Origin of the sequence: Actinoplanes solisilvae (genome assembly GCF_003999975.1) — a bacterium.
GTDB classification, from domain to species: Bacteria; Actinomycetota; Actinomycetes; order Mycobacteriales; family Micromonosporaceae; genus Actinoplanes; species Actinoplanes solisilvae.
Genome location: NZ_RJAC01000019.1, coordinates 1 through 22,869 on the forward strand (window position 1 = coordinate 1; position 22,869 = coordinate 22,869).

The 22,869-nt window shown below is 70.4% G+C and carries 19 protein-coding genes and 1 rRNA gene; 12 read left to right on the forward strand and 8 right to left on the reverse strand.

The features are described from left to right. A 5S ribosomal RNA gene (gene rrf / locus EER30_RS34090) occupies positions 1–107 on the forward strand; the annotation flags it as partial. 275 nt (positions 108–382) lie between these two features. On the opposite strand, the gene EER30_RS34095 is transcribed toward rrf, so the two are convergent. Next, complete coding sequence (locus EER30_RS34095; protein WP_240670468.1) at positions 383–1,084, reverse strand: hypothetical protein; 702 nt, start codon at positions 1,082–1,084, stop codon at positions 383–385. 68 nt (positions 1,085–1,152) lie between these two features. On the opposite strand from EER30_RS34095, the gene EER30_RS34100 reads away from it, so the two are divergent. Genes EER30_RS34100 through EER30_RS34110 form a run of 3 tightly spaced genes read left to right on the forward strand, consistent with a single transcriptional unit; the run spans position 1,153 to position 5,476 of the window. Continuing rightward, entirely contained in the window at positions 1,153–3,786 is a 2,634-nt protein-coding gene (locus EER30_RS34100) for a valine--tRNA ligase (RefSeq protein ID WP_127504797.1), read from the forward strand. Continuing rightward, complete coding sequence (locus tag EER30_RS34105) at positions 3,783–5,108, forward strand: bifunctional folylpolyglutamate synthase/dihydrofolate synthase (RefSeq protein WP_127504798.1); 1,326 nt, start codon at positions 3,783–3,785, stop codon at positions 5,106–5,108. Before EER30_RS34100 ends, EER30_RS34105 begins: the two co-directional genes overlap by 4 nt. After that, positions 5,105–5,476 carry a DUF4233 domain-containing protein gene (locus tag EER30_RS34110; RefSeq protein ID WP_127504799.1) on the forward strand — a complete coding sequence of 124 codons (372 nt, stop codon included), beginning with the start codon at positions 5,105–5,107 and terminating at the stop codon, positions 5,474–5,476. The genes EER30_RS34105 and EER30_RS34110 overlap by 4 nt, the downstream gene beginning before the upstream one ends. Before the next feature lie 99 nt (positions 5,477–5,575). Here EER30_RS34110 and EER30_RS48105 read toward each other — a convergent pair whose 3' ends face one another. After that, positions 5,576–8,134: a VOC family protein gene (locus tag EER30_RS48105; RefSeq protein WP_240670469.1), complete on the reverse strand. Its 2,559-nt coding sequence runs from the start codon at positions 8,132–8,134 to the stop codon at positions 5,576–5,578. Between the two features lie 132 nt (positions 8,135–8,266). Here EER30_RS48105 and ndk point away from each other — a divergent pair, with 132 nt between their 5' ends. Next, positions 8,267–8,707, forward strand: a complete 441-nt coding sequence (gene ndk, locus EER30_RS34120) for a nucleoside-diphosphate kinase (RefSeq protein ID WP_127504800.1) — start codon at positions 8,267–8,269, stop codon at positions 8,705–8,707. Here ndk and EER30_RS34125 read toward each other — a convergent pair. From EER30_RS34125 to EER30_RS34140, 4 genes are read right to left on the reverse strand one after another with little or no spacing between them, the layout of a single operon-like run. Further along, the gene (locus EER30_RS34125; protein ID WP_240670470.1) at positions 8,704–9,588 is read right to left on the reverse strand and encodes an ABC transporter permease; all 885 of its coding nucleotides are present in this window, start codon (positions 9,586–9,588) and stop codon (positions 8,704–8,706) included. The two genes, ndk and EER30_RS34125, sit on opposite strands and share 4 nt — an antisense overlap. Further along, complete coding sequence (locus EER30_RS34130; protein ID WP_127504801.1) at positions 9,585–10,355, reverse strand: ABC transporter permease; 771 nt, start codon at positions 10,353–10,355, stop codon at positions 9,585–9,587. Before EER30_RS34130 ends, EER30_RS34125 begins: the two co-directional genes overlap by 4 nt. Further along, a complete protein-coding gene (locus tag EER30_RS34135) occupies positions 10,352–11,329 on the reverse strand; it encodes an ABC transporter ATP-binding protein (protein WP_127504802.1) in 978 nt (325 codons plus the stop codon). Before EER30_RS34135 ends, EER30_RS34130 begins: the two co-directional genes overlap by 4 nt. A gap of 30 nt (positions 11,330–11,359) precedes the next feature. Then, a complete protein-coding gene (locus EER30_RS34140) occupies positions 11,360–12,376 on the reverse strand; it encodes an ArsR/SmtB family transcription factor (protein ID WP_164842585.1) in 1,017 nt (338 codons plus the stop codon). A gap of 64 nt (positions 12,377–12,440) precedes the next feature. On the opposite strand from EER30_RS34140, the gene EER30_RS34145 reads away from it, so the two are divergent. The 4 genes from EER30_RS34145 (at position 12,441) to EER30_RS34160 (ending at position 17,673) form a co-directional block, all read left to right on the forward strand. Next, positions 12,441–13,217: a nucleotidyltransferase family protein gene (locus EER30_RS34145; protein ID WP_164842586.1), complete on the forward strand. Its 777-nt coding sequence runs from the start codon at positions 12,441–12,443 to the stop codon at positions 13,215–13,217. After that, positions 13,214–13,480 carry a hypothetical protein gene (locus tag EER30_RS34150; RefSeq protein WP_127504805.1) on the forward strand — a complete coding sequence of 89 codons (267 nt, stop codon included), beginning with the start codon at positions 13,214–13,216 and terminating at the stop codon, positions 13,478–13,480. The genes EER30_RS34145 and EER30_RS34150 overlap by 4 nt, the downstream gene beginning before the upstream one ends. A 250-nt stretch (positions 13,481–13,730) precedes the next feature. Then, a complete protein-coding gene (gene ileS, locus EER30_RS34155; protein ID WP_127504806.1) occupies positions 13,731–16,850 on the forward strand; it encodes an isoleucine--tRNA ligase in 3,120 nt (1,039 codons plus the stop codon). A 148-nt stretch (positions 16,851–16,998) separates the two neighbouring features. Continuing rightward, on the forward strand, positions 16,999–17,673 hold the full coding sequence (locus EER30_RS34160) for a lysophospholipid acyltransferase family protein (RefSeq protein WP_127504807.1): 675 nt from the start codon (positions 16,999–17,001) through the stop codon (positions 17,671–17,673). Here EER30_RS34160 and EER30_RS47450 read toward each other — a convergent pair. Further along, the gene (locus EER30_RS47450; RefSeq protein ID WP_164842582.1) at positions 17,670–17,843 is read right to left on the reverse strand and encodes a hypothetical protein; all 174 of its coding nucleotides are present in this window, start codon (positions 17,841–17,843) and stop codon (positions 17,670–17,672) included. The two genes, EER30_RS34160 and EER30_RS47450, sit on opposite strands and share 4 nt — an antisense overlap. Before the next feature lie 18 nt (positions 17,844–17,861). Continuing rightward, positions 17,862–18,998: a hypothetical protein gene (locus tag EER30_RS34165; protein WP_127504808.1), complete on the reverse strand. Its 1,137-nt coding sequence runs from the start codon at positions 18,996–18,998 to the stop codon at positions 17,862–17,864. 167 nt (positions 18,999–19,165) lie between these two features. Between EER30_RS34165 and EER30_RS34170 the strand changes: the two genes are divergently transcribed. From EER30_RS34170 to EER30_RS34180, 3 genes are read left to right on the forward strand one after another with little or no spacing between them, the layout of a single operon-like run. Next, positions 19,166–19,963, forward strand: a complete 798-nt coding sequence (locus EER30_RS34170; protein ID WP_127504809.1) for an alpha/beta fold hydrolase — start codon at positions 19,166–19,168, stop codon at positions 19,961–19,963. A gap of 12 nt (positions 19,964–19,975) precedes the next feature. Continuing rightward, positions 19,976–22,477 carry a SpoIIE family protein phosphatase gene (locus EER30_RS34175; RefSeq protein WP_240670471.1) on the forward strand — a complete coding sequence of 834 codons (2,502 nt, stop codon included), beginning with the start codon at positions 19,976–19,978 and terminating at the stop codon, positions 22,475–22,477. Further along, positions 22,474–22,860: an STAS domain-containing protein gene (locus EER30_RS34180; RefSeq protein WP_127504810.1), complete on the forward strand. Its 387-nt coding sequence runs from the start codon at positions 22,474–22,476 to the stop codon at positions 22,858–22,860. Before EER30_RS34175 ends, EER30_RS34180 begins: the two co-directional genes overlap by 4 nt. Positions 22,861–22,869: the final 9 nt, after the last annotated feature.

Below are 22,869 nucleotides of genomic sequence, written 5' to 3' on the forward strand. Positions count from 1 at the left end.
ATAGCGGAGGGGAAACGCCCGGTCTCATTCCGAACCCGGAAGCTAAGCCCTCCAGCGCCGATGGTACTGCACTCGGGAGGGTGTGGGAGAGTAGGACGCCGCCGGACTCAACGTGACAGTAGGCCCACCCCACACGGGGTGGGCCTACTGCTGTTTCCGGGCTTTTTCGGAGGAGCCGGGTCTCATCCCATAACTACCGCGGGCAGGCGAGTCAGGATTTGCGTCGCGCGTGATTGCGGAGCTCTGCCCCTTGGTGCTGCGGTGCCGTTAAAGGGCTAAGGGATAAGGCTGCCGGCTCCGGCCTGGGGTGGGGCTGCGCTGCCGGCTCGGTGAGGGTGACTCGAGCCGGCTCGCGCGATGGTGGCTGTTCGGGGAGATCGGGTCAGCGGGACTGGATCTCGTTGCGGAGCTTCAGCATCAGCGGGGCCGCGTCGTCGGGGGAGCGGTTGTTGAACAGGGCCATGGCCAGGCTGCCGTGGTCGGCCCAGCCGCAGACCGTCAAGTCGCCGTCGGTGGACTTGGTGATGCCGCACTTCATCGTGCCGCCCAGCGGGCCCGCCTCGACGTCGTGGAGGTCGATCACGGCCCCCTCTTTGTCGGAGATCAGGGACATGGCCGATTCCAGGTCTTTCGACGGCGTCCAGAGCAGGCCGGTGCCGCCCAGGAACAGGACCGACTTCTCGGCCGACTCCCGGTAGACGGCGCCCGCCGTGTAGTTGAGGTCGACCTCGGCGGCCAGGGCCGTCTGCAGGTAGGACGCTGTCTGCGCGCCCTCCGACGAGTAGTCGAGGCTCAGCTCCCCCACCTGCGGCTTGATCTCGAGCTTGGCGTCGCGCTGGCTGAAGATGCGCCAGCTGGTGGCGGCGAGCGTGACGAGGCCGGCGGTCGCGAGCACCAGGACGACGGCGATCAGTGCACGACGTACGCGGCCTCGGGGCTTTTGTTCTGGCTCGGTGCCGGGGGTGTCGTCCTCGTGCGGTTCGGGGGTGCCGATGTCGATCGCGGGCGTCTCGATTGCTGACGTTTGAGGCACTGGTGCTTCGGTCGCCGGTGTCTCGATCGGGGGCTGGCCAGGGTCGGGCATTGCGAGAGCGTAGCAACCGGTGGTGATGCGAATTCGGGGTTCCGCGACGGCATCCGTAGACTTGTCGGGTGACCGAGACGACCCAGCCCCGCACACCTGACGACCGGCCCACCGGTGGCCTCTCCGCCCAGTACCAGCCGGGCGAGGTAGAGCAGCGGCGGTACGAGAATTGGGTATCCGCGGGCTACTTCACCGCCGACCCGGCGAGTGACAAGCCGGCGTTCTCGATCGTGATCCCGCCGCCCAACGTGACCGGCTCGCTGCACGTCGGCCACGCCCTCGACCACACCATTCAAGACACCCTCGCTCGCCTCAAGCGCATGCAGGGTTTCGAGGTGCTGTGGCTGCCGGGCATGGACCACGCCGGCATCGCCACCCAGAACGTCGTCGAGCGCCAATTGGCAAGCCAGCAGCTGTCCCGCCACGACCTGGGCCGCGAGAAGTTCGTGGAGAAGGTGTGGGAGTGGAAGGCCGAGTCCGGCGGCAAGATCCTCGGCCAGATGCGCCGCCTCGGCGACTCGGTCGACTGGTCGCGTGAGCGTTTCACGATGGACGAGGGCCTGTCCCGGGCCGTCCAGACGATCTTCAAGCGGCTGTATGACGACAAGCTGATCTACCGGGCCAACCGGATCATCAACTGGTGTCCGCGCTGTCTGACCGCGCTCAGCGACATCGAGGTCGAGCACACCGACGACGACGGCGAACTCGTGTCGATCCGGTACGGCGACGGGGAGAACTCGATCGTCGTGGCGACCACGCGGGCCGAGACGATGCTCGGTGACACCGCGGTGGCCGTGCACCCCGACGACGAGCGCTACAAGCACCTGATCGGCACCGAGGTCGAGCTGCCGCTCACCGGCCGGCGCATCCCGATCGTGGCCGACGAGCACGTCGACCCGGCGTTCGGCACCGGCGCGGTCAAGGTCACCCCGGCGCACGACCCGAACGACTTCGAGATCGGCCAGCGGCACAACCTGCCCAGCATCACGATGATGGACGAGCGTGCCGTCGTCACCGCGCACGGCCCGTTCCTGGGTCTGGATCGGTACGAGGCTCGTCCCGCCATCGTCGACGCACTGCGCGAGCAGGGGCGCATCGTCGCCGAGAAGCGGCCGTACGTTCACTCGGTCGGCCACTGCTCGCGCTGCAAGACCACCGTCGAGCCGCGGCTGTCGCTGCAGTGGTTCGTCAGCACGGGCCCGCTGGCCAAGGCGGCCGGCGACGCGGTGCGCGACGGCCGGGTCACGATCGAGCCGGCTGAGCTGTCCAAGCGCTATTTCGCCTGGGTCGACAACATGCACGACTGGTGCATCTCGCGCCAGCTGTGGTGGGGTCACCGCATCCCGGTCTGGTACGGGCCGGAGGGCGAGGTCGTCTGCGTCGGCCCCGACGAGCAGCCGCCCACCGGTGAAGGCTGGACGCAGGACGAGGACGTCCTCGACACCTGGTTCTCCTCGGCGCTGTGGCCGTTCTCGACGATGGGCTGGCCCGAGCAGACCGCCGAGCTGGCCAAGTTCTACCCGACCAGCGTCCTGGTCACCGGCTACGACATCCTCTTCTTCTGGGTCGCCCGGATGATGATGTTCGGCCTCTACGCGATGGACGGCAAGCAGCCCTTCGACGTCGTCAACCTGCACGGCATGGTGCGCGACGGCCACGGCAAGAAGATGTCGAAGTCGTTCGGCAACGTCGTCGACCCGCTCGACTGGATCGACCGCTACGGCGCCGACGCCACCCGCTTCACCCTGGCCCGCGGCGCCAACCCCGGCTCCGACGTGCCGATCAGCGAGGAGTGGTGCCAGGGCTCGCGGAACTTCTGCAACAAGCTGTGGAACGCGACCCGGTTCGCGCTGATGAACGGCGCGACCGTCGAGGGTCCGCTGCCGCCGGCCGACGAGCTCAGCGCCATCGACAAGTGGGTCCTCTCGCGCCTGCAGCACGTGATCGGCGAGGTCGACGAGCAGTTCAAGGCCTATGAGTACGCGAAGGTCTGCGACACGCTCTACCACTTCGCCTGGGACGACGTCTGCGACTGGTACCTCGAGCTGAGCAAGCCGGTGCTGGCCTCCGACAACAGCGGCCCTTCGAAGCGCGTGCTCGGGCATGTGCTCGACGAGCTGCTGCGCCTGCTGCACCCGGTGATCCCGTTCGTCACCGAGGAGCTGTGGATCGCGCTGACCGGCGGCGAGACGATCGTACGGTCGTCGTGGCCCACCACCGACAAGGCGCTGATCGACGACGCCGCCGAGGAAGAGCTGGCCGCGCTGCAGAAGGTCGTGACCGAGGTCCGGCGGTTCCGCTCCGACCAGGGGCTCAAGCCGAGCCAGCGGGTCTCGGCCGCGCTCACCGGCCTGGGTAACGTCGGCATCGACACGCACGAGCCGCTGATCCGCTCGCTTGCCCGGCTCGACGCGCCCGGCGCCGACTTCACGGCTACGGCGACGCTCGCGGTGTCCGGCGCGATCACGGTCGACCTCGACACCCGCGGCACGATCGACGTCGCGGCCGAGCGGGCCCGGCTCGAGAAGGACCGCGCGGCCGCCGAGAAGGAAGCGGCGCAGTGCCGGGCCAAGCTCGGCAACGAGTCGTTCATCGGCAAGGCGCCCGAACAGGTCGTCACCAAGATCAAAGACCGGCTCGCGACCGCCGAGGCGGATCTCACGCGAATTGCTACAGCCCTGGAAGCGTTGCCTACAACATGAGCACATTCGAAGAGGTCGAGGCCGCGCTCAACGGGCGCGGTTTCACCCGCATGGCGTTCGACATGCAGAAGATCCGGGATCTGATGGACGTGCTCGGCAGCCCCCAGCGGGCCTATCCGGCGATCCATTTGACCGGTACGAACGGCAAGACCAGCACGGCGCGCATGATCGACGCGTTGCTGCGGGCGCACGGCCTGCACACCGGCCGCTACACGAGCCCGCATCTCGAATCGGTTCGCGAGCGGATCAGCCTCGACGGTCAGCCGATCTCGGAGGAGCAGCTCGCCGCCACGTACGACGAGATCGCTCCGCTCGCCGACCTGATCGACGCGCGCAACGCCGAACCGTTGACCTACTTCGACGTGACCACGGCCATGGCGTACGCCGCATTCGCCGACGCCCCGGTGGACATCGCCGTCGTCGAGGTGGGGCTCGGCGGCGAGGAGGACGCGACCAACGTCATCGACGCGGGCGTCGCGGTCCTGCTGCCGATCGGGCTCGACCACACCGAGTTCCTCGGCGACACGATCGAGGACATCGCCTGGGCCAAGGCGGGCATCATCCACAAGGGCGCCACGGTGATCTCCGCGCTGCAGACCGAGGAGGCCATGCGGCCGATCCTCGAGCGCAGCGCCGAGATGGGCGCGACCGTGGCCCGCGAGGGCAGCGAGTTCGGCGTGGTCGAGCGCACCCAGGCGGTCGGCGGTCAGGTGCTCACGCTGCAGGGGCTCGGCGGGATCTACGACGACGTGTTCCTGCCGCTGTTCGGCGCGCACCAGGCCCAGAACGCCGCGGTTGCGCTGGCGGCCGTCGAGGCGTTCCTCGGGGCCGGCCCGAACAAGCAGCTCGAGGCGGAACTCGTACGCGAAGGGTTCGCTCAGGTCGACTCGCCCGGGCGGCTCGAAAGGGTCCGCAGCGCGCCGACGATTCTGCTCGACGGGGCGCACAACCCGCACGGCATGGCGGCGACGGTCAGCGCGCTCGAGGAGGAATTCTCGTTCCGGCACCTGGTCGCGGTCGTGGCGGTGCTCGGCGACAAGGACGCCTCCGGACTGCTCGACCTGCTCGAGCCGGTGGCCGCACGCCTCGTGGTGACGCAGAACAGTTCGCCGCGATCGATGCCGGTCGAGGAACTGGCTCAACTGGCGACGGACATCTTCGGCGAAGACCGGGTGACCGTCGCGCAGAACATGCCGGACGCGATCGAGGAAGCCGTGGTGATCGCCGAGGAGGACACGTCGGGCGAGCTCAGCGGCGTCGGCGTGATCATCACGGGTTCGGTGGTCACGGTCGCCGACGCGCGGAAGCTGCTGAAGCGATGACGACGCCCTCCGAGGAAGGCGGACCGGTCCGGCGGTCGGGGCTCAAGAACCCCCAGGCAGCCGTACGGGGTATGGGCGCGGGGGCGCTCGTGCTGGAGGCCATCATTCTGCTGCTGGCGATCCAGCCGATCCGCATCCTCGGCGGGAACCTGACCGGCTGGGGGATCGGGGTGGTGATCGCGCTGGCCGTGGTCGCCGTGCTGATCTCGGGCATGATGCGGCGGCCGTGGGCGTGGCAGGCGGGCACGGTCCTGCAGTTCCTGGTGCTGGCCAGCGGGTTCTTCCACTGGTCGCTGTCGGTCATCGGGTTGATCTTCGGGGCGGCGTGGGCCTACGCGCTGCACGTCCGGCGCACGATCCTGGGTTGAACGCCGACCGCCCGGGCTGACGTCAGCCGCCTGCGTTGAATACCGGCTACCTGGGTTGAGCACCGGCCGGCCTGGTCAGAGGCCGGCCGGGATTTGCCACTAGTGGATGGCCCGCCACTGGGTGATGGCGATGTTGTGGTCGTCGGGGTCGCGGAAGGTGGCCGACCACAGCTCGAGGCGGTCACCCCGGTTGACCGGGCGCGGGGCGTGGACGAACTCGATTCCCTTGGCGCGAAGCTCCTCGTAGACCGCCTCGACGTCGCCCACCTCGAGGTTCAGGTAGATGAGGCGGCCCGCCTCGGCGGAGAGGTCGTGGACCACGCGCAGCACCAGGCGGGTGTCGCCCGACGCGAGCACGGCACTGCCCTCGCCGCTGTCGATCTCGAAGAAGCCGAGCGTCTCGCGGTAGAACGCTGTCGAACGGGCCAGGTCGGTGACCAGCACGGTGATGCCGACGCCGTGGATCGCGCCGGCCGGGCCGGGGCGGGCGCTCGGGTAGGCGGTGATCACGTCGGCGGTGCGGTCGTCGGGCTCGGAGACTCCGGCCAGGTCAGCCCACGGACCCCGGTCGCCGGCCGCGGCCGCCGCGGCGGCGGCGAGGGCGGCAGCGGCGGGTGAGGGCTTGGGGTGGCTCGACGCGGGGGAGGCTTCGGCAACGGTCGTCGGCTCGGGGCCGGGTGTGCCCGCCGATTCGGCGCTGGACGAGGTCTCGGGGGGCCGGGCGGACGCCGCCGTGCGAGGTTCGGGTGTCGAGCTTTCCTCGTCGACGGGAGCCGACGCAGAGGGCTTGTCGTCGTCGACGGGGGCTGGGCGGGAAGGCTCGTCGACGGCGGCTGGACGGGAAGGCTCGTCGTTTCGGCCGGCCTTCTTGACGGCGGCTACGGCGGCGGCCACCGCGCCGAAGGCGCCGGCGAGGCGGCCGCCGGACTTTCCGGGCTCGGGCGCAGCGGCCTCGGACTGGACTTCCGGCTCGGGAACGGCCTCGGCGCGCGTGGTGGCGTCGTGGGCCGCGTTCGAGACGAAGTGGGTGGACGGGTGGATCGGCGTCTCGCGCGGGGGTGGTGCGATCAGGTCTTCCTCGAGCGCCTCGGCGGCGGCCGGAGTGGTCTCGGGCGCGGGGTCGGGGTCGCTGTCCAGTGGAAGGTCGATCTCGTCGTCGGCCGAACGCGGCTTGGGGGCGGAGGTCGCCGCGGCGGGATGGGCGGTGGCCGGTTCGGGTGCCGTCGGGCGAGGCCTCGCGGGCGGCGGCGCGGTGGGGAACGAGCCGACCGGAGACGGAGTGGCCGGGGCCGACGTCGCGGTGGGCTCGGGTCGCCGGTAGGGCGACGACGGTTCGTCCAGCGGGAGGTCGGTGACCAGGGAGTCGTCGGGGTGGGGCTCGCGCTGGGACGGAGGTCCCGATGGGGCGCCGGTGATGGTCTCGGGCTCGGCCGTGGCGGTCGCGGCCCCGCTGCGAGGCCGGGGGCTCGGACGGCGGCTGGCCTTCCCAGCGGCGAACCCCGCTGCCGCGCCGACCGCCGCGCCGGCCGCAGCAGCACCGGCGGCGCCGAGCCGGCCTTCCGGTTCGGCGACCGGCCGGTCGTCAGGCGCCGTGTAGGCGGAGTTGGGCCGATCTCGGGGTGCCGTGTTGGCAGAGTTGGACCGGTCGTCGGGCGCCGTGTAGGCGGAGGCGCTGGGGCGATCGTCGGGTGCCTTTGGGGCGGAAGTGCCCGGGCCGGCCGTGGGTCGGTCCTCACGTGCGGCTTGAGCGGCGCCCGCCGGCTCTCCGGTAGGACGGTCGCCGGGGCCCGAGTAGGAGTCGCGGCCAGAGCCGGAACCGGACCCGGGGCCGGAGTCGGCAGGCGGAACAGGCTCAGCATCGGAAGGGGCGTCGGAGCCCGCGGCCGAGGCTCGGCGAGGCAGGGGAGAGGGCTTCTCGTCGTGGTCGACGAACTCGCCCTCGACCACCGGACCCGCGGGAGTGTCGCGCACCACCACGGGGCTTTCGGAGTATTCCTCCGAGTCGAGGTTGGCGTTGCCGGGCGGGCTCGGCGGCGGGGTCGCCGGCGGCGGGGAGCTGCCCGGTGGCGGGGGTGGCGGCTCGTCGGGGCCACGGCCCCACGAGCGGTCACGCGTCGCCCACGGCGGCGGTTCGACGTCGCCGAGCAGGTCGGCGTCGAGATCGGCGTCGGGCTCGTCGTCGAATTCGACGGGTGGGGGCGGCGGGTCTTCGCCACGTTCGCGCGGCGCCGCGTCATCCCAGTTGATCTTCACTCGGCGCATGTCGTCGACGTCGACCGTGATGGGCAGGGTGTCGCCGGGCTCGGGCCACTTCACCAGCGGGATGCGCGACTCGTTGATCTCGACCGCGTTGGTCGGCAGGCCGGGCGCGACGATCACCGCCTGGATGCGGGCCCTGGCATAGACCGAGGTGGTCATGGGTCGCGGCGTGATCGCCCGGACCTCGGCGGTGCCGCTGACCCAGGCTCTCGCCCCGCGGCGCACCACGTTGACCATGCCGAGCGCGACCGCGAGGCCGAGCAGCGCGACCCCGAAGATGACCACACCCAGGTTGGACATGCCGAAACCCAGCGCGACCACGAAGACCGCGATCGTTCCCGCGACCGCCGCGACCAGCTTTCGTGCCGGCGCGATCGGACGTCCGGTCTGGTTTGCCAATGTGGACCTCCCGCTCTTCCCCGTCAGGTTATTGCCCGGCTCGCTCCGAGCGAAAGTGCGGTAGTCCCGGCGTTGGCGCTTGCCCTGTTGGCGGTACCGATAGGCTGAACCTCGCGCGTGTCGGCGCCCCGAATGCACCTGTACTGGAGGAACACCGTGTCCAGCACCACCGAGCGTTCGCTCGTGCTCGTCAAGCCCGATGCGGTCCGTCGCGGACTGCTCGGCGAGGTTCTCGCCCGGTTCGAGCGCAGGGGCCTGGTGATCGAGGCGCTCGAGCTGCGCACGATGGACGCGGCACTGGCCGACCAGCACTACGCCGACCACGTCGAGAAGGCGTTCTACCCGCCGCTCAAGGAGTTCATGACCTCGGGCCCGCTGGCCGCGCTGGTGCTCTCCGGCGACGAGGTGATCGAGGTGGTCCGCGCGATGATCGGCGCGACCGACGGCCGCAAGGCGGCCGCCGGCACGATCCGGGGCGACTTCTCTCTCTCCAACCGCGAGAACCTGGTGCACGCGTCCGATTCGCCGGAGAGTGCGAAGCGCGAGCTCGCCCTCTGGTTCCCGAACCTCTAGAGCGCGTCGAGCGACGCCCGGCGTCGTGACTCGACCTCGAAGATCTTGAGCAGGATCACGGCCGCGGCCGCATAGCCGGCTCCGACCAGCAGTTCCTGGCCGAGCGCGGGGGCGGCCGCGGCCAGTCCGTCTCCGGCCGCGAGGCGCCGGGCCGCCTCCGCCGCGTGTGTGATCGGCAGCGCGTTGCCGACCGTCACCATCCAGCCGGGCAGCCCCGCGGCGGGCACGTTCACGCCCGTGAGCAGCAGCAACAGTGCGACCGCGACGTTTGAGACCACCCACACGTCGCGGAAGCGCAGGCCCAGCGCGCCCAGCGTGAGTCCGAAGAACCCGCAGGCCAGCGAGCCGGCCGCCATCGCCAGCAGCAGTCCCGGCAGAGCGCTCACCGGGATCCGCAGCCCGAGCAGCAGCGCGCCCGCCGTCAGGGTCACCACCGCGATCAGAAGACCATTTCCCGCGTACGGGATGACGCGGCCCCAGAAGATGGCGGTGCGGCTGCGCGGGGACAGCAGCACGTGGCCGAGAGTGCCGTAGCGGCGCTCGTTGGCGACCGCCATCGTGCCGCCGAAGACGCAGGCCAGCGACGCGGTCAGCACGGCGTTGCCGACGATGTAGAACCGGTCGTCGGCGACCTGTAGTTGCCGCCCGAGATAGGCGAAGAACAGCAGCTGGAACAGCGGTCCGACCAGCAGCGTGCCGATGAACATGCCGGGCGTCGTCCAGTTGAAGAGGGCGCGGTAGGCGATGGTGCCGCCCACGGTCATCAGGCGAAGGGTCTTCATGCCGAGCCTTTCCCGCCGGTGGGGGCGGCGGCGGTGGGGGGTGGGCGGCGAGAACAATGGTGGGGCGACGGCGCTGGCCAGCAGGCTGGGGAAGGTCATGCCAGGGCCAGGGTGGCAGCCGCGCGAGCCCGGCGTTCGACGTGGGTGAGGGCGACCGCGCCCAGTGCCAGGCAGAGCACGCTGATGCCCAGGCAGACGGCGACCGACGGCCAGACCGGCCCGCCGCTCGTGGCCTCGCGCAGCGCCCGCGCCCCCCACGTGGTCGGCAGCACGGCGGCGATCGGGGCGGTCCACGCCGGCAGCACGGTGATCGGCACGAGCATGCCCGAGACCAGCCAGACCGGGTATTCGAGCGTGTTGGCCAGCGCGTTCGCGTTGCGCATGAGCACGAACGTCGCCGCCAGCAGCAGACCGAACATGCCGAGCGCGACCACGCACACCACGGCCGCGACGACGAACGCCACGGGGTGGGCGAACTCGAGCCTGATGCCGTACAGCAAACGCCCCCAGAGCAGGGTCGTGAGCAGGGCATAGGTGCCGACGACGCCGGTCGCGATGGTGATCGGCAGGATGATCAGAACCGGCCGGCGCGGCGCCAGCATGATCATTTCGAGGGTGCCCTGCCAGCGCTGGTCCTGGATCGCGCCGCCCGAGCCGAACAGCACCGACGACCACACGCCCATCACGCCGGCGCCGACCGCGGCCTCGAGCAGGCGGTGCTGTTCGCCGCCGGCGCGGAACAGATAGACCGCCAGGGTGGCCTGCACGACCGGGACGACCAGCGCGATCGTCACCTCGAAGGGCGAGCGGCTCAGGTGCTTGGCGTGCAGCAGCGTGCCCACCACGAGCAGGCGCAAGCTCCTCATGAGGCGCTCACGATCGCCACGTACGCGTCCTCGAGCGTGGGTTCGCGGCTGTCGACCCGGCCCAGGCGGATGCCGGCCAGCTCGCGCAGCACGTCACTCTGCACATCGACGTGCGCGTCGGAGTGGACGGTCAGGAGCTGCAGCGCGCCCCGGGCCTCAACAGCGGTTTCCCGTACGCCGGGAAGGTCGCGGACCGCGTCGACCGCGCTCTCCGGGACCCCGTACGCCTCGACCTCGACGACCCTGCGCCCGTCGGCCCGCCGTCGCAGCTCGGCCGGCGTACCCAGGGCTTGGATCTGCCCGTCGGCTATCACCGCGATCCGGTCGCAGAGCTCATCGGCCTCGGCCATGTAGTGGGTTGTCAGCAGCACGGTCGTGCCGGTCGAGGCCAGGTCGGCGACGGTGCGGCGCAGCTCGCGGGCGGCCACCGGGTCGACCCCGATCGACGGCTCGTCGAGGAAGAGCACGTCCGGGGCGTGCAGCAGGCCACGGGCGATGTGCAGCCGCTGCCGCATGCCGCGTGAGTAGCCCTCGACCCGTTCGCCCTCGCGCCCGGCCAGGCCGACCAGGTCGAGCAGCTCGGCGATGCGCCGCTTCTGGTCGCGCGGCGCCACCCCGTAGAGCTCGGCGAAGTAGCGCAGGTTGTCCAGCGCGGACAGACGGTCGTAGAGCCCGCGGTCGCCGCCGAAGACGTAGCCGATCCTCCGGCGTACCTCCCGGGTCTCTTTCTCGACGTCGTGCCCGCACACCCGGGCCATGCCCGAGGTCGGGATGAGCAGCGTGTTCAGCAGCTTGATGGTGGTCGTCTTGCCGGCGCCGTTCGGTCCGAGCAGGCCGAACAACTCGCCCCGGCCGACCGTGAAACTCACCCCGCGGACGGCCTCGACCTCGGTGCGCCGGGGCCGCAGCCAGCCCGTGCGCGCCCGATAGGTTCGGCGTAGATCCTCCGCCTCGATGGCGTATTCGCTCCCCATGGGCTGGAACCGTAGGGAGTCGATCGGGGTCTAGGAAACGAATTCGGTGGGGACCGAATCGTCGGCGAGCAGGCGAACGAGGGCGAGCCCGGCCGGTTCGAGGCCGTAGAGGACGCGGCGGCCGGCCCGGCGGCGGTGGACGACCCCGGCGGCAAGCAGGCCGGCCAGGTGCTCCGAGACGGTGCTCGCGGCCAGGCCGAGTGCGGTGGCCAGGGCGCTGGTGGTGGCCGGGGTGGAGAGCGCGCGCAGCACCGAGGCACGACCCCGCCCGACCAGGATGGCGAGCCGGTCGTCGGCGACAGGAGGAGGCACGGGCGTCTCGGCGAGCAGCGCGGAACCACGCGACTGGTAGGTCACCATGACCACGTCGGGCTGGTCGCCCGAGCACATCAGCGCGCCCCGCGAGAAGATCAGCGGCACCAGCAGGAGCCGCTGGTTGACCGCCTCGAAGGCCTGGTCGAGCGGCTTGACCAGGGTGAGGATCGGCCGCTCCCAGCGGATGCGGTCGTGCAGCCGGGCCAGCAGGGCGTCGGGGCCGTCGGCGGCCAGCGCCCGGGCGCGCAGCAGCACCTCCTCGTCGAGCGCGGCGCGCATGGCCGGCCAGTAGGGCGCGATCGCGGCGTCCCAGTAGGCCCGCACGCCGTCGGCGAGCCGTCGCAACGCGGCCCGCTGGTCGTCGCGGAACGGCCGCAACAGCTCGGGGACGTCGCCGTCCGGGTAGTGCTTGGCGAACTCGGCCTCGATCACCTCGGGCGGCGTCTCGCGGAGCTGGTCGAGCTGCTCCCCGATGGTGGGCATGGCAATTTGCGGAATTGGCACGAGAAAATCCGGCGAAACGGACGGCAACTTCAGATAGAGCGAAACCGGCTCGGTCGCCGGGTCGGTCCGCAGGATCTCCCAGGTCCGCCGAGCCCACCCGTCGTAGGGCCACGGCACCTCCACCCGGTTGCGTTCCAGCAGATAGAGACTGCACGCCACCTCGGCGAACGGGCTGATCGCGATGCGAGTCCGGGACAGCGTGGGCTCATCGATCTCGATCCGAATCACGGCCCCGATCCTACGGCCAGCCGTTTGCGATTTCGGTAAACCAACTTCCGTCACCCCTGTGCGCATGACTAGGGTCCATCGGGTGCTCAGCAGGACACAACTCGACAAGCTCGGCGACCGCCTGCGGGACGCGCCCGAGCCCTCGTCCGCCGATCTCGACCTTCTCGAAGCCTTCCTGGCCGGCTACGACGAGGCGTTACAGATCATCGAACGGATCGCGCACGATCTGGGATTGCAGCCCACGAGTCGCTTGAAGACGACCGGAACCGTCATCGACAAACTTCGCCGGGATCGCCGGTCGAGCCTCAAGACCGTCCAGGACCTCGCGGGCGCCCGGATCGTCGTCGACGCCGATCTCGTCGAGCAGGACGAGACGGTGCGATTCTTCTGCGCGGCTCTCCAGGCGAACGGCTTCGGCGGGCGCGTCGTCGACCGGCGGGTCGATCCCCGTTCCGGTTATCGGGCCGTGCACGTCGTCGCGAAGGTCGGCGCCGTTCCGGTCGAGGTCCAGTTCCGCACAGAGCTGCAGGACCTGTGGGCGCAGGTGTTCGAACGGCTGGCCGACGGATGGGGCCGCCAGATCCGCTTCGGCGGCGACCCCGACCCGGACGTACGCTCCGAGGGCCTGCGCCGGTGGCTGGTCGCGAGACTGATCAGCGTCAGTCGCAACATCGCGAGGCTCGAAGTCCGATTCGTCGCGATACGAGTCCTCTTCTCGGGGGAGCCCGCGGGTGTTCTCGCGAACAACGACCACCGGACGCTGGTGTCGCACAGCCGGCGGGCCGTCGAGATGCTCCGGAAAGCGCTGATTCGGCTGGCCGACTTGGTGGAGCGGCGATGAGGAGCTTTCTTCTCGTGTACGACCGGCTGCGTGGCGAGCTGCTCGAGGAACGCGAGTTCCCGGATCGATCCGAGGCCCTGAAGGCGCGATTCGCCGCTGAACGCGAGGGCCGGCCCGGCCACATCGAGATCGTCGCGCTGAACGCGGATTCCCCGGAGGCGATGCGCCGCACCCACGCTCGGTACTTCCAGAGCGCCGGAGAGCTGACGCGAGGTGGCTCGATGATGTGGGCGCGGGTTCGCCGGCGATCCGCCCTCCCGTAGTGCGGCGGCCGGGTAATGCGGGTGAGGGGATTGCCGGCCGGCCGGTATCGTGGTCTGTGCGCAGGCGACGAACCGGCCATCACCGGGGAGCCTCCGGAAGAAACGACCTCACGGTCTTAGTAGAACCGGGCGATTCCGGCACGTGCGCGGGCCGGGTGAATGAGCGGGCGGGTCACACCGCCAAGCGAGGTGGTACCGCGGGCGTTTCGCTCGTCCTCGCAGTCCGACGACTGCTATGAGGAGTCCACCGATGGCCTATCCCAAGCACACCGACGCCTCCGGCGTGCCGGCCAGCCCTGATCTGCCCGCCGTCGAGCGGGCCGTGCTCGAGCACTGGGCGGCCGACCAGACGTTCGAGGCGTCCGTCGAGCATCGCCCGGCCGGCGAGGCCGGCAGCAACGAGTACGTCTTCTACGACGGGCCACCGTTCGCCAACGGGCTGCCGCACTACGGGCACCTGTTCACCGGGTATGTGAAAGACCTGGTGCCGCGCTACCAGACGATGCGCGGCAAGCGTGTCGAGCGGCGGTTCGGCTGGGACACGCACGGGCTGCCGGCCGAGGTCGAGGCCGAGAAGCAGCTCGGCATCACGACCAAGGCGCAGATCGTCGACCTCGGCATCGACAAGTTCAACGAGGCCTGCCGCACGTCGGTGCTCGCCTACACCAAGGACTGGGAGCGTTATGTCACGCGCCAGGCCCGGTGGGTGGATTTCCAGGACGACTACAAGACCCTCGACCCCAGCTACATGGAGTCGGTCATGTGGGCGTTCAAGACCCTCAGTGACAAGGGTCTGGTGTACGAGGGTTTCCGCGTCCTCGCCTACTGTTTCCGCTGCGAGACTCCGCTGTCGAACACCGAGACGCGCATGGACGACGTCTATCGCGATCGCACCGACCCCGCGCTGACGGTGACCTTCAAGCTGGAGACCGGCGAGAACATCGCGGTGTGGACGACCACGCCGTGGACGCTGCCGTCCAACCTGGCCCTCGCCGTCGGCCCCGACATCGAGTACGCCGTTCTGGAGAAGGACGGCGAGAAGCTCATCGTGGGCGCCTCGCGCGTGGCCGCGTACGCGAAGGAACTTGAGGGTTTTGAAAGGGTCGGCTCGGTTCTGGGCCGGGAGCTGGCCGGGCGCCGCTACACGCCGCTGTTCGACTTCCTGGTCGAGGCGGGTGGGCCGAACGCCTTCCAGGTGCTGGCGGCCGACTATGTGACCGACGAGGACGGCACCGGCGTCGTGCACCAGGCGCCCGCCTTCGGTGAGGACGACCAGAACGTCTGCAACGCGGCCGGCATCCCGACCGTGGTGACCGTCGACGACCACACCCGCTTCACCTCGCTCGTGCCCGACTGGCAGGGCGTGCAGGTCTTCGAGGCCAACAAGCCGATCATCGCCCGTCTCAAGGAAGACGGAGCTGTCGTCAGGCACGAGGGCTACACGCACTCCTACCCGCACTGCTGGCGCTGCGACACCCCGCTGGTCTACAAGGCGGTGTCGTCGTGGTTCGTGGCCGTGACGAAGTTCCGCGACCGCATGGTCGAGCTGAACCAGGAGATCACCTGGACGCCGGCGCACATCAAGGACGGCTCGTTCGGCAAGTGGCTGGCCAACGCGCGCGACTGGTCGATCTCGCGGAACCGGTTCTGGGGCTCGCCGATCCCGGTGTGGAAGTCCGACGACCCGCAGTACCCGCGCGTCGACGTCTACGGCTCGTTCGAGGAGCTTGAACGCGACTTCGGGGTGAAGGTCACCGATCTGCACCGGCCCTACGTCGACGAGCTGACCCGGCCCAACCCCGACGACCCGACCGGCCAGTCGACCATGCGGCGCGTGCCCGAGGTGCTCGACTGCTGGTTCGAGTCGGGGTCGATGCCGTTCGCCCAGGTGCACTACCCGTTCGAGAACAAGGACTGGTTCGAGCACCACTACCCGGGCGACTTCATCGTCGAATACATCGGCCAGACCCGCGGCTGGTTCTACACGATGCACGTGCTGGCGACGGCGCTGTTCGACCGGCCCGCGTTCCGCAACTGCCTCAGCCACGGCATCCTGCTGGGCGAGGACGGGCGCAAGATGTCCAAGTCGCTGCGTAACTACCCGGACGTCTACAAGGTCTTCGACTCGTACGGTTCGGACGCCATGCGCTGGATGCTCATGTCGTCGCCGGTGCTGCGGGGCGGGGACATGCCGGTCACCGAGGTGGCGATCCGCGACTCGGTGCGCCAGGTGCTGCTGCCCCTGTGGAACGTCTGGTACTTCTTCAGCCTTTACGCAAACGCTTCCGGTCATGTCGCGACTTTTCGGACGGATTCCCAGCATTTGCTAGACCGCTACATCCTGGCCAAGACCAGTGAGCTCGTCGCGAGCGTCCAGGACCAAATGGATGAGTACGACATCTCGGGCGCGGCGGCGTCGGTCCGGTCCTACCTCGACGCCCTCACGAACTGGTACGTACGCCGTTCGCGCGACCGATTCTGGGCCGGCGACGCCGACGCCTTCGACACCCTCGCGACCGTGCTGGAGACCCTCTGCCGGGTGGTGGCGCCGCTCGCGCCGCTGACCACCGAGGAGATCTGGCGGGGCCTGACCGGCGGCCGCTCGGTGCACCTGACCGACTGGCCCTCGGCCGAGGCCTTCCCGGCCGACCACGACCTGGTGGCATCGATGGACGCGATCCGCGACGTCGCCTCGGCCGCGCTGTCGCTGCGCAAGGCTCGGGCCCTGCGGGTGCGGTTGCCGCTGGCCAGGCTCACCGTGGCCACCGCGGACGCCACGGCCCTGGCCGGGCTGGCCGACCTGGTCGCCGACGAGGTCAACGTCAAGGACGTCGTCTTCACCGACGACGTGGCCGCCTACTGCGAGCAGGTGCTGACCGTCGTCCCGCGCACCCTCGGGCCGCGCGTCGGCAAGCAGGTGCAGCAGGTCATCAAGGCGGTCAAGGCGGGCGACTGGCAGCTCGTCGACGGCGCGCCGGTCGCCGCGGGCGTCACCCTGCAGGAGGGCGAGTACGAGCTGAAGCTGGTCGCCGCGGACGTCGAGAACTCGGCGCCGCTGCCGGCCGGCGCGGGCGTCGTCGTGCTCGACACGGCGGTCACGCCGCAGCTCGCCGCCGAAGGGCTGGCCCGCGACGTCATCCGGGTCGTGCAGCAGGCCCGTCGCGACGCCGACCTGGACGTCTCGGACCGGATCTCGCTGGTCGTCTCGGCCGCCGGGCCGGTGCGCGCCGCGGTCGAGCAGCACCGTGACTTCGTCGGCGGCGAGACGCTCTCGACCGAGGTGACCTTGGTGGACGAGGGTGCCGAGGGCTTCGCGGGCGAGGTCGGCGACGGAGATCAGGTAACAGTTCGGGTTGCGAAGGCTGGATAAAACGACGAACCGGCCCGGACATTCTCCGCAGATGTGGTGAATGTCGGGGCCGGTCGGCCTGATCGACGGGGACTTCCGGGTTTCCGTCCGATAACCTGACCGCGCTCCCCAGTTGTTTGCGCACGTCCCGTCCTCGGAGGAACCTGAGTTGCCGCTGCTCTACACGATCGGCAAGTTCACCGTCGGCAACGCGATGATGCTCGGCTGGCGCCCACGCGTCGAAGGCCTCGAGCACATCCCGCGTACCGGTGGCGTGATCTTCGCGGGCAACCACCTCTCCGTCGCCGACGAGCTCTTCCTCGGTGCGGTGGTGCCCCGTCACCTCGCCTTCTGGGCCAAGTCCGACTACTTCAACGGCAAGGGCGTCAAGGGCTGGTTCAACCGCAACCTGATGAACGGCCTCGGCGCGATCCGGGTCGAGCGCAGCGGCGGCCGGGCGGCCCTCACCGCGTTCGACGGCGCCATCCCGGTACTCAAGGCCGGTGACGCGATCGCGCTCTACCCCGAGGGCACCCGCTCGCCCGACGGCAAGCTCTACCGCGGGCGTACGGGGGTGGCCCGTCTCTCCACGGCGGCGGGCGTCCCGATCGTCCCGGTCGGCATGCTCGGCACCGAGAAGGTGCAGCCGATCGGCCAGGTCTACCCGAAGCCGATGAAGGGCATCGTCACCATCAAGTTCGGCGAGCCGATCGACACCGAGGGCCGCGCCTCCGACCGCACGTCGCTGCGCGAGCTCACCGACGAGGTGATGGCCGCGATCCAGAAACTCACCGGCCAGGAATACGTCCCGCGCTACGCCCCCGCCAAGCCGTCGCCCAGCTAGGGCGCCCGCGAACCTCGGGCCTTCTCCTGCTCGAGGATCAGGTGGGCCTTCTGCCGGTGGAAGACGCGCCGCCGGAACACGGCCTTCGACTCGACCAGCAGCACCTCCTGTCGCGGCTCGTCCAAGAAGTGAGGACCGAGCTGATCGGCGAACAGCCAGCGGCGGGTCATGACCCCATCCTGGCGGAATCAGCCGCGGGTCAGGACCTCGTCGCGCAGACGAGCGACCAGCTCGGCGCTGTCCTGGATCGAACGGCGGGTGAGCAGCACGGTGGCCAGGCTGCCGTGATCGGCCCAGGCGCAGACGACGACCGCGGCGCCCTTGTCGCGGCCCACGCCGCAGCGCTGGTGGGCGCCGCTCTCGCCCAGGTCGAACTCCTGCACGTCCTTCAGCTTGTAGTCGGCGGCGGCCTGGTCGAGGCGGGCGCCGACGTCGGAGCCGGGGGTGAGCCGGAAGCCGGTCTCGCCGATGACGGTGACCCGCTTGCCGCGGTCGTCGCGATAGACGCCGGCGAAGCCGTTGGGGCCCGTGTCCTGGGTGTCGCGCAGCTCGAGGTCGGCGAACGACTGGGGGAGCGCGGCGGTCACCGGGTATTGGCTCGCCGAGGGCAACTGGAACGCGGCGATCGGCACGCCGCAGCAGCAGACGACGCCGAGCAGGCTCAGCAGGGCCAGGCGGCGGCCCCAGCGGCGCTTGCGGCGCGGCGGGGGCAGGGGGCGCTGGGCCGGGCGCGGAGCCCACGGCGGCGGGGCCGGCAGGGGGCGGCCTCGAACCATCGGCGCCTGGGGGCGGGGCTGGACCGGAAGGCGGTTCGCGGTGGCCGCGGCCTTGAGGCGCTTGCGCTCCTTCTTCGAGAGCTTGGGCGGCTCGGGGCGGGCCGGCGCGGGAGCGGGTGCCTTCGGTGCCGGGGGTGGTGGGGGTGGCGCTGCCTTGGCCGGGGGCTCGACGCGGGTCGGGGGCATCGTTGCGGGCGGGGGCTCGACGCGGGTCAGGGGCATCGCCGGGGCCGGCGGCTCGACACGCGTCGGAGGCATCGGTGGGGGCGTCGTCCCGTCGACCGTGAAGGTGTCCCACGGCGTGTCCTGGTCGGCCCAGGGGTCGACCGCCGGGGTGGCCGCCCACGGGTCGGCCGGCGTCGGCTCCTCGCCCTCCGGTCGCCCGTCGCGACGCCACCACTGCTTCTTCGGTGTCGGCGGAGGCACGGCGGCGGAGCCGCTCCAGCGCGCCGGCGCGTCCACCGTGGAGGATTCGGCACCGCCGTCCACCCGGGTCGGGTCGGGCACTCCGGCGGCCGGCTGATTTTCCTCCGGCTGCGGGTCGGCCATCCGTCGATCTCCTTCACTTTCTGCAAGATCCCCCGCGAGGTGGTCAACTCCCAGGTTAGAGGCGGTGCGCCACCCCGCGCCCTCGCGCGGAAGGCGGACGGGCGATGCAAATGCCGGACAACCAGGGCGATGTGCAAGACGCTCTGGAGCCGTATGGTTACCGGGACATGAGAACGACACAGAGAAATGCCGTCACTCTGACCGGGAACCCCGCCGGTCAGCCGATGGTGTTCGCCCACGGCTATGGCTGCGACCAGAACATGTGGCGCTTCGTCGCTCCCGCCTTCGCGGACTCTCATCGGCTCGTCCTTTTCGACCACGTCGGCAACGGCAAATCCGATCTGTCGGCCTACGACGACGACCGCCACTCCACCCTCGACGGCTACGCCGACGACATCCTCGAGATCCTGCACGAGCACGAGCTGAGAGACGTCGTCTTCGTGGGCCACTCGGTGAGCGGCATGATCGGCGTGCTCGCCGCGAACAAGGAACCGGAACGGTTCGCCCGCCTGGTGCTGGTGGGCCCGTCGCCGCGCTACATCAACGAACCCGCCGAGGGCTATCAGGGCGGCTTCGACCGGGCCGACATCGAGTCGCTGCTCGTCTCGCTCGACAGCAACTATCTCGGCTGGTCCAGCACGATGGCCCCGGTGATCATGGGCAATCCCGAGCGGCCCGAGCTGAGTGACGAGCTGACCAACAGCTTCTGCCGCACCGATCCCGAGATCGCCAAGAAGTTCGCGCGGGTCACGTTCCTGTCCGACAACCGCGACGACCTTCTCAAGCTACGCACCCCCGCCCTGATCCTCCAGTGTTCCGACGACGTCATAGCGCCGGCCGCCGTCGGTGAGTACGTCCACAAGCACACCGCCGGGAGCACGTTTGTCCAGTTGAACGCCACGGGGCACTGCCCCAACCTGAGCGCACCGGAAGAGACCATCGACGCCATGAAGGCGTGGCTTTAGAAGCGGCGGACCGTGAGTGACTCTGGTGGGCCGGATGTGACGCATGAGCTGCGTCCGCCCTGGGACGAAGACCCCGACGACCTGTACGAGCACGCGCCGTGCGGGTACCTGACCACGCTTCCCGACGGCACGATCGTCCGGGTCAACCAGACCTTCCTGACCTGGACGGGTTTCACGCGCGGCGAGCTGGTCGGGCACCGGCGGTTCCGTGACCTGCTCACCTCCGGCGGGCAGATCTACCACGAGACCCATTACGCCCCTCTGCTGCGCATGCAGGACGAGGTGCACGAGCTGGCTCTGGATGTGGTCTGCTCCGACGGGCGCCAGTTGCCGACCCTGGTCAACTCGACCCTGAGCCGCGACGAGTCGAAGCAGCCCCGGGCGATCCGCACGATGATCTTCAACGCCACCGAGCGCCGGCAGTATGAGAACGAGCTGCTGCACGCCCGCCAGATCGCCGAGGCGTCCGAGCGGCGCGTCCGGGTGCTGCAGCAGATAGTGGCCGACCTGTCGGCCGCGCCGACCGAGGCCGAGGTGGCCGAGGCCGTCGTGCGCGCTCCGGAAAGCGCGTTCGGTGCGGCCAGCAGCAGCGTCTATCTGGTCGACGGCGAACGCGACCTGATCTATGCCGTGGTGTCGACCGACCCGACCACCGGCAACTGGGACGACATGCCCCGCTCGTCCGATCGGGCCGTCGCGCGGGTGGCCGAGCGCGGCGACCTGCACGTGGTCAACTCCGTGGCCGAGGCGCGGTCGCATTTTCCCGACCTGGTCGAGAGCATGCGCCGCTCGGGCCGCAACACGGTGGTGCTGCTGCCGCTGACCACCGGCCCGACCGACGAGCACTCCGGCGTTCACACTCTCGGCGTACTGGCGTTCAGCTTCAAGGGCGAGCGCAAGCTCACCGACGGCGAGTTGCGGGTCGTCCGCCTCCTCGGCCAGCAGGCCGGTCAGGCGCTCGACCGGGCCCGGCTCTACGACGACGTGCGCCGCCGCGAAGACCGGGCCATCGTGCTGGCCGAGACCACGCGGGCGCTCGACGAGCAGCACCGGCTGCTGCCGCGGGCCCGGCGCGTCGTCGAGCGGCTGCTGCTCAAGGTCACCGACTGGGCCGAGGTGCGGCTGCAGGTGGGCGCCGCGCCGATAGTGGAGTCGGCGGGCGGCCCGCGCCCCGACGACATCCTGCTTCAGCAGCGAATCGAGAAGGTGACCGCCGCCGGCGAGCCGATCTTCGCCGACGACGGCGACCAGCTCGACTGCTCGGTGCTGCCGCTGACCGCCCGCGGCCTGGTCCTCGGCACGCTGGCCCTGCGCATGACGCCTGACCGGCGAGGCACCGCGGCCGAGCGGGCGTTCCTGACCGAGCTGGCCGACCGGGCCGGGCTCGCGCTCGAGAACGCCCGGCTCTACGAGCAGGAACGCCAGATCGCCCGCACGCTCCAGCGCAGCCTGCTCGCCGGCGACCTGCCCAGCGGCGACACCCGGTTCGCGCTCGAGACCCACTACCAGGCGGCCACCTACGATCTCGAGGTCGGCGGCGACTGGTTCGACGCCTTCCTGATCACCAAGGACAAGCTGGCCGTCGTGGTCGGCGACGTGGTCGGCCGGGGCATCGAGGCGGCCACCACGATGGGTCAGCTTCGCAGCGCGGTGCGGGCGCTCGCCTCCAACGAGGCGGGTCCGGCGCGGCTGATCGAGGGCCTCGACCGGTTCGTCGAGCGGGTCGAGTCGGCGCGGATGGCCACCGTGGCCTATCTCGAGGTCGATCTGTCGGTCGGCGAGGTGGCCTACTCGTGCGCCGGTCACCTGCCGCCGCTGCTGCAGGCGCCGGCCGGCTCGCCCGAATATCTGCTGCAGGCCCGTTCGGCCGCGATCGGTTCCCGGGCCGGCAACCGCGTGCGCACCGAGCAACGCCGCCGACTGCCCGCCGGCAGCCGCCTGCTGCTCTACACCGACGGCCTCATCGAGCGCCGCACCCGGCCGATCGACAAGGGCTTCGAGCTGCTCGCCCGCGAATTCGCGAGGCGCCGCGACGCGCCGTTGCAGGGGCTGGCGGCCGCCCTCGCCGACACGATGGTCGGCCGCGACCACCCCGACGACGTCTGCATGCTCTGCCTGACGCTGGGCACCGAGGAGCGCATCGAGCGCACCATCGGCGCCGACCGCATGCAGATCGCCCTGCTCCGGGCCGACCTGCGCGCCTGGCTGGTGGCCCACGAGGTCGAGCCCGACTGCCGAGACGCGGTGCTGCTGGCCTGCTCCGAGGCGGTGGCCAACGCGATCGAGCACGGCTACCGCGACGACCCGTTCGGCACGATCGACGTCGTGGCCACGGTGACCGCCGAGGCCGTCGAGGTGCGGGTCACCGATCAGGGCATCTGGCGGGGCGCGGTCTCCGACGCAGCTCGCGGGCGCGGGCTGCAGCTCATCCGCGATTCGATGGACCAGGTTCTCTTCGACCGCAGCGACGGCACGACGGTCACCATGCGCCGCAATCGCCAGGAGACCTCATGACCGAGTTCACCCGGGGCGGCCGGCCGGTGGCGGTCGACCGGCTCGATCGCTGGGTCACCTTCTCGACGGTCGGCGACGCCGAACTGGTCTCTTTGACCGGCGAGATCGACCTGGCCAACGCTCCCGAGATAGGCCGGGCGATCGTCGCGCGCATCGAGACGGCCGACAAGGTGCTGATCGACCTGACCACCGTCTCGTTTCTCGACAGCGCCGGGGTTCGCCTGCTCGACGCCTTGATCGGCGATCTTGACGCCCTGCACAAGCCGACCCGGCTGGTGGTCGGCCGCACCGGCGCCGCGCGGATGACGCTTCAGCTCTGCGCCTTCCGCGAGGACCTCCTGGCCACCGATCTCGACCGGGCCGCGGCCGAGCTGGAGAGCTGAGCCTACCCG